This is a genomic window from Dehalogenimonas sp. THU2, from assembly GCF_039749495.1.
In the GTDB taxonomy this organism is placed as follows: Bacteria; Chloroflexota; Dehalococcoidia; order Dehalococcoidales; family Dehalococcoidaceae; genus Dehalogenimonas.
In genome coordinates this window covers 1-8144 of sequence record NZ_JBDLLU010000026.1, presented here as the reverse complement: position 1 = coordinate 8144, position 8144 = coordinate 1, and the positions used below count along the sequence as shown (strand labels likewise).

The window sequence follows — 8144 nt, the reverse complement described above, 5'->3', positions numbered from 1 at the left end:
GTCCCCGTCACCTACCAAGAGAAGGCAACCCCTGAATCCTACCGCACCGGCATGAACGGCATCGCGCCGACCGGTCAAAAGGTGAAGGAAGGCCGGGTAAACCACTATCGCGACGGCGTTGACGGCAAGGGCCCGGTCATGGTGAGCGGCTACAAGCGCGCCATGTTCGAGTAGCGCCTGCTCTGCCTGATGCCTTTTCCTTGTGGTTGATATGAGATCCCCTGCCGCCGTCGCGGCGGCGACAGGGGAACCAACCCGAGAGAGACGGCACAAGGCAAACACCGTAAGTTCGATCGAAAGTAAGTTGGAGGAAACCATGTTCACTTCACAGCAAATCAGCGGGCCGGTGGCGCCGGGGCAGTATAACCCGATGCAGGTAAGCGGGCCGGGCGCCTACTATCCGACCCAAACTGAAGATCCCTTTTCGGGGATGTTCAGCGCCATGATGCCGATGATCATGATGGTGATGATGATGGCTATCATCATGCCGATGATGAAGGGCGTCACGTCCAAAGACTGATTCAAAAAAGGAATAGAACCAGGAGGAAATTAAAACATGTACGTAACACAGCAGGCCCGTCCCCAGCAGTATCAGTACGGCACCGTCGGCGGCTACTATCCGCAGCAGACCAACGACATGTCGAGCATGTTCTCGGCGATGATGCCGATGATCATGATGGTGATGATGATGGCCATCATGATGCCGATGATGAAGGGCATCACCGGCAAGTCCTAGGCGATTCCAGCGAACAGGAGGAGAAAAACTCATGACAAAAGAGATCATTCCGCAGCAGCTCCCGGGCTATCCCGGTACGCGACCTCCGAAGGGCTGGGTGCCGCCGCTCGGTCAGTCGTTGTCGCTACTCGGTGTTTACGACAACGAATCTGGCTACTGGATGGGGTTGCCGCTTCAGGTGCTCAGAGAGGCACTCCTTTCCGCTGAGGTTCTGCAAACCGAGGACCGCATCGATGAGCGCGATAAGGTTGAAGTCACCATCCCTGACCTGAGCGCCCAAGACACGGTCAAAACCACGGAGCTTGAAGTGCCGGCGGGAGAGGTATGGTATCTTAACCGCCTCAACCTCATCACCGAGGCTGAAGTGTCGGGCAATATCCGTGTCTCGAAGTTCCCCAAGGCGGATACCGTCGATAAGAAGTACCTCGGCACCGATCAGGCGGCCGGAAACGACGAAGACTACGATCTGGCAGCTCCCGGCGAACTCGGGGCCGATCTGCGGTTGGTGGGTGGCGACAAGCTGACGCTGGTGGCCACGGTGACCGCCGCCGGCGGCACGATAGCCGATCGCAAGGTGACACTGAATCCCTTCGGCCGCAAGACGCGACGCCTGGTTTAAACATAGGGAGGGAAACTATGCCCTATGCGATGGCGCCGCCAGGCTACCGGGCAATCCTCGTAGGCCAGACTAACAGCATTAAGGGAATGAGCACCTTCGCCCCGCTTGAGGAAAGCGCCGACGAGGGTGCTCTTTTCTTGACCCGGCTAGATTTCGAGGCAGTTCCCTCGGCTGAGGCGCTTACCCGGCTGGAGCAGGCTTTTGAGGATGCCGGCGTCGAGCACTGGCCGGGTTACGAATACATCGTTTACGCGGATCCCGGCCAACCTGCCGTTTATCTCGCCTGGCAGAAAGGCGCGGCCTGGCTGCCGGTCATCGCTGGGATCATCGGCTTTATCGCCCTGCCGCCGCTGGTCGGCACGCTTGTTTGGTGGCTGATACCCGAGGAAGTGAAAAGCCTTATATCCACCCTTCTCAACATGGGCATGATGCTACTGGTCATGTTCGTGCTGATGCAGGTGATGAAGCCACTGACCGCGCCGGACAAGCCCAAAAAGCTTAAAGAGGTATCACCATGAACCTTTACCCTGAAGAATACCGGGGTTACTACCCCGAAAGCTATCAGCCGCTGTTCTGGCAGGCGGTGTTTTCGGGCATTATCGGCTTTGCCATGATGATTGCCATGAGCGCCTGGGCGCTGTCGCTGGTCAGAAAAGCCCTCAAGGGTGAAGACGTGGAGTTCCCGCTGTGAGTCCAGCCTTGTCGGTGATGGGCAGCGCGCTGGGCGACATTTTCTGGGATCTGCCGCCATGGCTTTACTACTCTCCCGGCTACGACCTTGGCCTGTCTGTTTACGCGGCCAATCCTAGCGGGAGCGAGCAGGAATACGCGCTCATCGCCCGCCTTTCGCGGGACGGCCAACAGATCAGTGAGGAAGCACTGCCGGTTGCCGGCTACGCCTGGTTCAAGGCCGAGCCGGGGGACCTGGTTCAGCTGAAAGGTTCATTGCGCTTTACCGAGACGAACGCGGTGCTAACGGTGCTCCTTTATGAGAAAGAAAGCGGTGAGGTGGTGGATTCGGTGGCCACCATGCTGGTGGCGCCAAGCAGTTCGGTGCTGCCGCCGGCCTGGCCGGGCGCGCCGGGGAACAGTGGATCTTCGGGATTCGACTGGAGCCTGCTTCTCAGTATGATGCTGCCGATCTTGATGCTGGGTATCGTGGCTTCGGCTCTAAAGCCTAAAAAAGAAGAAACCAAGCGGATCAATTCGGCAGGAGCATCTCTAAAACAGCTGCCGGTGGGGAGAGGTGAGTGATGCCGGGTGAGTTCTACGTCGAAGGTGGTAAAACCAAGGCCAGCCTCACGGCGATCGAGTCGGCCATCGCCGGACTCGAAGCCAGACTGGAAGCGATAAAAAGCCAGACCGACAAGTTGTCCGGTGAGAGCCCGTTCGAGGGTTCGACTGTTGCCGACTGGCAGACGACGGAAAGCAATTTGGTAATGGCCGGTGCTCCCGGCGCCAGATACAAGTTGCATGACTTCAGTATCGCCGTCCACAACCTCTCCGGCAGCCAGGTGACGGTCAGGCTCTATAAGAAGATCAACGGTGCCGAGCGCAAGGTCTATGAGCAGTCATTTGACGCCGCGGCGGACCCGCCGGGCCTGCCGGTAGTCAACGGTACCTGGGCGATTCACGATCCGTTGCGGGTGACGGTCAAGAGCAACGACCCGGCCGACAACGGCAAGTCGGTCGACTACGACTTCATGCTGGAGGCGATGTAGATGAGTCTTCTTTTAAGAGCGAAGTCGGGAGCGACCAAGTTGTCGGAAATCGAGATAGACACCGACAAAGACTGGCAGTCCAGGTGTATCCGTAACCTGGGCGGAATCGACGCCTTGATGCAACCGGGTGACATCATTTACCGGGGCCAGAACGTGTTCGAGCGACTGCCTTTGAACTACGGCACCGGCTACAACGTCCTCAAGGCGCTTAATCAGGGGGTAGGTCGCCCGGGCTGGTTGGATATCCAGGAACTCATCGCCTATATGACAGGCGCGGTGAACCGGGTTGCTGACCCGCCGCTTCTTTCAATGCCGAGGCCTTCCGTGGGCATCGCCACCGCCGAAGATCACTCTGGCGGCGGCTTTACAACCGGGGCGACTCGCACTATTTCGGCGCCGGGGATTTCCGTTACCACAGGCGTTGATTTCGATACGAGCGCGGAAGAATCTTTGTCGGAAACTATTCCGGTGCCCGGCATCGGAGTGATGGCACAACTAGTATAGGAAGGAGACATCGATGCAAGAAGAGAATTATACCGAGGATCCAAAACTGGAGAGTAAATATCGTCGCTTTGAAAAGTTGGGTACCGAGCTGAAGATGCCGGTCTTCAGGGCATTCCTGGGGATGGAGGTCCGGAATGGAGAGGGCGATATCATCCACTCGCACCGGCAACGAAGCCATTCCTGGAACCGAAACGCCTATAACTTTCTCTTTTCCCAGATGAACGCATATGGCCTCACGGGGACTAATTTATTCGAAGCCGGAGCGATTTCACTTCGGTGGACCAATGGCAATATCTATCCAAACGGTTCCAACTGGGGTTTGAACAAGGTCGCCGGCTGGGATGAGGACATCAACGTTAACGACCGATCAACCAACACCGGACTGCTAGCTACAGCCGGTGCAACAGATAAAGGCATCATCGTCGGCACCAATAACTTTCCGGAATCGTTCGACGGATATGTCTTGGGGGCCACGATCACCAACGGTTCTGGTGCTGGCCAGATGGATTATGCCCAGTCGGATCTTCATTCGTTGAACTACGACGCACCCACCAAAACTCTCACCGATACCTTGATCCGTTATATCAACAACAACTCCGGCGCTTCCATCGGGGTCAATGAAGTCGCCCTGTACGGCAGGGTCAAGTTCAGCTCGGCTGGGACCGGCTCGATCATGTTTTCCCGTGACCTCCTGGCATCCACGGTTACCGTGCCCAACACGGGTCAACTCAAGGTGACCTATACCATTCAGCTCGCCTACCCGGCATAAGGAGAAGATATGCGCTACGCCCTCATCTCTAAGAATTTATCGATCGAACGGCTCGAAGCCGAGGCCAGTAAAATTGGCGCTCAGAACATCCGAAAAGCCAGCCTGATCGGCCAGGTGTTTTGCGAACTCGACCAGACGCAAGCTGACAGGTTGTCGGCCATTCCCGGCATTACGCTCAAAGCTCTCAGGCAGTACAGCACGAGCCAGGTGGTCGCCCAGACTCCGGTAGTGGAAAGCATCTCTGATGTCTTCTATCTGCTCCGAAGCTATTTTAACCCGCCGATCATGGGCACCGGCCTTACGGTAGCCGTCCTGGACAGCGGCGTCCGCAAGACGCATCAGTCGCTGCAGGGCAAGGTGGTCTATGAGGCCAATTTTACCGGATCGCCATCGGCGTCGGACGTTTACGGCCATGGCACCCAGGTAGCTTTCGTAATCGCTGGCGGCATGCACGCCCTTGGCGGCAATGCCGGCGTTTCGCCCGGCGCTTCGATTATGAACATCAAGGTCATCGGCGATGAGGGTATCGCCACGGATGAGGCCATCGTGCTCGGCATCGACCGGGTATGTGATCTGGCCGAGCAGGCCCGCACTTCAGGTCTTTTTCCTGCCGATGAGATGTATCCCAACGTGATAAACCTCTCGCTCGGCGGCGAGGACGACGGGGACCCCGACAACCCAGTGCGGGCTGCCTGCCGGGCAGCCAGTATCGAGTACGGATTGGACGTGATCGCCGCGGCGGGCAATACCGGACCGAAGATGACGACGGTTATGCTGCCGGCCTGTGAGCCGGAGGTCATCGCTGTCGGCGCCATAGAAACGCATGGCGAGCTTGCCGTTTGGGAGAAATCCTCCCGCGGGCCCACGGTACAGGGCGAGACCAAACCGGATTTCGTTATCTGGGGGACGAACCTTGAGATGGCGTCGGACAAGAATGACGATGGGTATGTGGTTAAGTCAGGTACAAGCTTCGCCGCGCCGATGCTGGCGGGACTCACCGGGCTTCTGTGGGAAAGCGGACGCCGGGCTTATGGTGAAGGCTGGCAGTACCGCTGGACGCTGGCCAGGGACGTGGCGCCGTATTTTTCCACCAAGCCGCAGGATGCCCCCTTAAACAAGGACAACGCCTACGGCTACGGGCTGCCGGCCATGGGCGCCATGCTGGGGCAGGTGACATCGGGCAGCTCACCTTCGACTCAGACGGCGGATATGATGCAAATGATGACGGCCATGATGCTGATGGCCGGAATGATGGGGGCGAATTAAATGAACAAGGGAATGATGGCGGCCATTGTTATTGAGCTCGTCGGCATTGCGACGATCGGTATAGGTATCGGCATCGAGCTGGCGAGTAATGTCGATTTCGGCCTGGTGGTGACCACCACCGGCAGCTGTCTGGTGGCCATGGGCGGCGTCATCTGGGGCAAGTTCATCTGTGTCACTAGAAGGAGGGAATAACAACCATGGAAAGAATTTACATCGCCCTGGCAGCTTTATTTGGCGGTTTTATCGCCGCGCTCCTGGGCTGGCTGGAAAGCGGCGAGGCGTTTAACATCCGCAAGTTCGGTGGGTCGATGATCCGCTCCGTCCTCGCTGGTGTTATCCTGGCGCTCAGTATCGACTCAACCGGACAGGTGAACATCGCAAGCATCTTCTACGCCTTCCTGGGCGGTGCCGGAGTGGACGTCATCGGCAACCGCCTGGCGGGCAATTTCGGCAACGGCAGCTTCCCGTTGGCGGAGAGTCCTGGAAAGGATGACCCGGAGGATTAGATGGCGCAGTATGCCGATATTATTGAGATCATTGCCCCATCGGAGGCTGTTTCGGGCAGCCGGGTGGACATCACCGTCCGGGTCAAAAATACCCATTCTGCGCCCATCGGCGTCAGGGTCGAAGCGGCGCTCGATTACGGCGTCTCGCCGCAACCGGCTGTCATCTTTCCGACCGACTGGGTTAACATCGACGCGCAGGCGGTCTGGCCGTTTTCCGGTTATTTCTACATGCCCAGCCAGAAGGTGACCGTTCGTGCCAAGAGTTTTTGGTACGGCGCCGACGGAGCGTGGTACGCCGACGACGAGATGGCCAAAACGGTCAACGTGGGTTCAAGTGGCCAGCCCATAATTTCGGACTTCCGCATTGCGGATTTCATCAAGGTATAGGAGGAACAAATGGCTTTCAAAACACTCAATCTGGAACTCAAGCCTTTTGCGGCGCAAGGTAATGGCGCTGTCGCCCTGGCCGAAGACCCGGTAGCGCCCGGCTGGTATATCGATCCGGCCACCGGCCAGCACATTTTCTATGATCCGGTGGCGGGGAAATTCTTCACCGCGGCCGGCGGCGTCTATATCCCGCTCAGTTACATGAATCCGGCGCCGAAGCAGGTGGCGGTGGCTCCGGGGGATCGTTTGATGGTGAGCATCTCTTTCAAGTACACCGGTCCTGCGGTTACCGGCGTGACCGGGTACTACTGCATCGGCACGAACGGGATGTTTGGTTTCGATGAGAAGCTGGTGCAACAGACCACCTTTAGTATCCCGCAGATAACGACACCGCCGTCGTACCCGAATGTCACCAATTCCTATATCTTCACCATTCCATCCAACGTCGGCACCAACTGGGATGACATCTACGTCAAGATTTTTGGCGGCAGTCCGAGCATCGGCGGTCAGGCGACGACCAACTATCTCTTCGGCTACGAGAACGCCCTCGTTATCGCCGGCAGCCAACCGACGATCACCGAATTCAAGATCTCGGATTTCGCCAAGGTATAGGAGGGGCAGGTGGTACTCGATATCGCCTTTGCGCCGATGGCGCTTTCGCCGGGGACTTTCAACGCCGGGGACACCCTCAGGGTGACGATGTCCTTCAAGTACGTCATCGGCGTGAACACAACGGTAAAGCTTCTGGCCGGACCTTATTCGACCAATCTCTTTGGCAAGCACATGGTGAACGCCTGCGTCGGTCAGGCGGATGTGCCACTTGCGGCAAGTTCGGAACCAGCTGAAGGCTCGGCCTCGGTTGATTTCCTGCTTGTGCCCAAGTCAAGCGGCGGCATTGACAACGGTACCTACGGCCTCCGGGTCTGGATCGAGGACACTAACGCTGTGGCTGAACAGGATAACGTCATCATCGTCACCGGCAATGCTTCGGGCGGCGACATGCTGTCGTCGATGCTACCGATGCTGATGATGCTCTTGATGATGGGGCTCATCATGCCGATGACGCAGCAAATGAGTGAGGAGACCGGCTAGTGGGTAAGACTTACCTTGAACTCGACGAAGTGGCGAGACTGGAAGGCGCAGCTGTGTATCTCAGGGACCGGCTGCTCATTCGTCTGCTTTTTCACCTGGGCTGCCGGGTATCCGAGGCGCTGGCACTCCGGGTCAAGGACATCGACTTCCGCCGCGGCTCGGTGACCATCGAACACCTGAAGTCGCGTATCAAGCTATCTTGTCCAGGCTGCGGCGCCAGGCTGGGCAAAGGGCACAAGTTTTGCCCGGTGTGCGGCCGGAAGGTGGAGAAGGCGGTTTCTCAGGAAAAGGAGCATCACCGTTTCCGGACGCTGCCGCTGGATAAAACCACTCTCGGTCTGCTCAAGGAATACATCGGCCGCGGCGGCACGGTGGCCAGAAATGGTGAAAAGATGCTCTTCGGTCTCGGCCGTAACCGGGCCTGGCAGATCGTCAGGGACTGTGCCGAGCGCGCCGGAATACCGCGCCTTGTGAACGTCGAAAGCGGCAAGACCCATAACGTCTCTCCCCACCGGCTGCGCGACGCTTTCGCCGTGCATGCTGT

16 protein-coding genes are annotated in these 8144 nt (G+C 58.0%); all 16 read left to right on the top strand.

Features of this window, described 5'->3' with window-relative positions; all coding sequences use genetic code 11:
* Positions 1-316 precede the first annotated feature (316 nt).
* Complete coding sequence (locus tag ABFB09_RS09460; protein ID WP_338739154.1) at positions 317-520, top strand: cell division protein FtsH; 204 nt, start codon at positions 317-319, stop codon at positions 518-520.
* 36 nt (positions 521-556) lie between these two features.
* Positions 557-736 (top strand): cell division protein FtsH, encoded by a 180-nt coding sequence (locus ABFB09_RS09455; RefSeq protein ID WP_338739152.1) that lies wholly within the window; start codon positions 557-559, stop codon positions 734-736.
* Between the two features lie 31 nt (positions 737-767).
* Positions 768-1355: a hypothetical protein gene (locus ABFB09_RS09450; RefSeq protein WP_347001249.1), complete on the top strand. Its 588-nt coding sequence runs from the start codon at positions 768-770 to the stop codon at positions 1353-1355.
* A gap of 17 nt (positions 1356-1372) precedes the next feature.
* Positions 1373-1873: a hypothetical protein gene (locus ABFB09_RS09445; RefSeq protein WP_347001248.1), complete on the top strand. Its 501-nt coding sequence runs from the start codon at positions 1373-1375 to the stop codon at positions 1871-1873.
* A complete protein-coding gene (locus ABFB09_RS09440) occupies positions 1870-2046 on the top strand; it encodes a cytosine permease (protein ID WP_347001247.1) in 177 nt (58 codons plus the stop codon). Before ABFB09_RS09445 ends, ABFB09_RS09440 begins: the two co-directional genes overlap by 4 nt.
* Positions 2043-2609 carry a hypothetical protein gene (locus ABFB09_RS09435; protein WP_347001246.1) on the top strand — a complete coding sequence of 189 codons (567 nt, stop codon included), beginning with the start codon at positions 2043-2045 and terminating at the stop codon, positions 2607-2609. Before ABFB09_RS09440 ends, ABFB09_RS09435 begins: the two co-directional genes overlap by 4 nt.
* Complete coding sequence (locus ABFB09_RS09430) at positions 2609-3076, top strand: hypothetical protein (RefSeq protein ID WP_347001245.1); 468 nt, start codon at positions 2609-2611, stop codon at positions 3074-3076. Before ABFB09_RS09435 ends, ABFB09_RS09430 begins: the two co-directional genes overlap by 1 nt.
* Entirely contained in the window at positions 3077-3580 is a 504-nt protein-coding gene (locus tag ABFB09_RS09425; protein WP_347001244.1) for a hypothetical protein, read from the top strand.
* Positions 3581-3593: 13 nt separating this feature from the next.
* Complete coding sequence (locus ABFB09_RS09420; protein ID WP_347001243.1) at positions 3594-4349, top strand: hypothetical protein; 756 nt, start codon at positions 3594-3596, stop codon at positions 4347-4349.
* 9 nt (positions 4350-4358) lie between these two features.
* Positions 4359-5615, top strand: coding sequence for a S8 family serine peptidase (locus ABFB09_RS09415; RefSeq protein WP_347001242.1), 1257 nt, complete (start codon positions 4359-4361; stop codon positions 5613-5615).
* Positions 5616-5807 (top strand): hypothetical protein, encoded by a 192-nt coding sequence (locus ABFB09_RS09410; RefSeq protein WP_347001241.1) that lies wholly within the window; start codon positions 5616-5618, stop codon positions 5805-5807.
* 5 nt (positions 5808-5812) lie between these two features.
* Complete coding sequence (locus ABFB09_RS09405; protein WP_347001240.1) at positions 5813-6121, top strand: hypothetical protein; 309 nt, start codon at positions 5813-5815, stop codon at positions 6119-6121.
* The gene (locus ABFB09_RS09400; RefSeq protein ID WP_347001239.1) at positions 6122-6508 is read left to right on the top strand and encodes a hypothetical protein; all 387 of its coding nucleotides are present in this window, start codon (positions 6122-6124) and stop codon (positions 6506-6508) included.
* Positions 6509-6517: 9 nt separating this feature from the next.
* On the top strand, positions 6518-7120 hold the full coding sequence (locus ABFB09_RS09395) for a hypothetical protein (protein ID WP_347001238.1): 603 nt from the start codon (positions 6518-6520) through the stop codon (positions 7118-7120).
* A 9-nt stretch (positions 7121-7129) separates the two neighbouring features.
* Positions 7130-7600 (top strand): hypothetical protein, encoded by a 471-nt coding sequence (locus ABFB09_RS09390; protein WP_347001237.1) that lies wholly within the window; start codon positions 7130-7132, stop codon positions 7598-7600.
* Positions 7600-8144 (top strand): tyrosine-type recombinase/integrase (locus ABFB09_RS09385; protein WP_347001236.1); only part of this gene is annotated, 545 nt, incomplete at its 3' end. The genes ABFB09_RS09390 and ABFB09_RS09385, both read left to right, overlap by 1 nt.

Coding starts and splice junctions, on each gene's coding strand:
- ABFB09_RS09460 (WP_338739154.1), top strand. CDS start 317: ATGTTCACTTCACAGCAAATCAGCGGGCCGGTGGCGCCGGGGCAGTAT.
- ABFB09_RS09455 (WP_338739152.1), top strand. CDS start 557: ATGTACGTAACACAGCAGGCCCGTCCCCAGCAGTATCAGTACGGCACC.
- ABFB09_RS09450 (WP_347001249.1), top strand. CDS start 768: ATGACAAAAGAGATCATTCCGCAGCAGCTCCCGGGCTATCCCGGTACG.
- ABFB09_RS09445 (WP_347001248.1), top strand. CDS start 1,373: ATGCCCTATGCGATGGCGCCGCCAGGCTACCGGGCAATCCTCGTAGGC.
- ABFB09_RS09440 (WP_347001247.1), top strand. CDS start 1,870: ATGAACCTTTACCCTGAAGAATACCGGGGTTACTACCCCGAAAGCTAT.
- ABFB09_RS09430 (WP_347001245.1), top strand. CDS start 2,609: ATGCCGGGTGAGTTCTACGTCGAAGGTGGTAAAACCAAGGCCAGCCTC.
- ABFB09_RS09425 (WP_347001244.1), top strand. CDS start 3,077: ATGAGTCTTCTTTTAAGAGCGAAGTCGGGAGCGACCAAGTTGTCGGAA.
- ABFB09_RS09420 (WP_347001243.1), top strand. CDS start 3,594: ATGCAAGAAGAGAATTATACCGAGGATCCAAAACTGGAGAGTAAATAT.
- ABFB09_RS09415 (WP_347001242.1), top strand. CDS start 4,359: ATGCGCTACGCCCTCATCTCTAAGAATTTATCGATCGAACGGCTCGAA.
- ABFB09_RS09410 (WP_347001241.1), top strand. CDS start 5,616: ATGAACAAGGGAATGATGGCGGCCATTGTTATTGAGCTCGTCGGCATT.
- ABFB09_RS09405 (WP_347001240.1), top strand. CDS start 5,813: ATGGAAAGAATTTACATCGCCCTGGCAGCTTTATTTGGCGGTTTTATC.
- ABFB09_RS09400 (WP_347001239.1), top strand. CDS start 6,122: ATGGCGCAGTATGCCGATATTATTGAGATCATTGCCCCATCGGAGGCT.
- ABFB09_RS09395 (WP_347001238.1), top strand. CDS start 6,518: ATGGCTTTCAAAACACTCAATCTGGAACTCAAGCCTTTTGCGGCGCAA.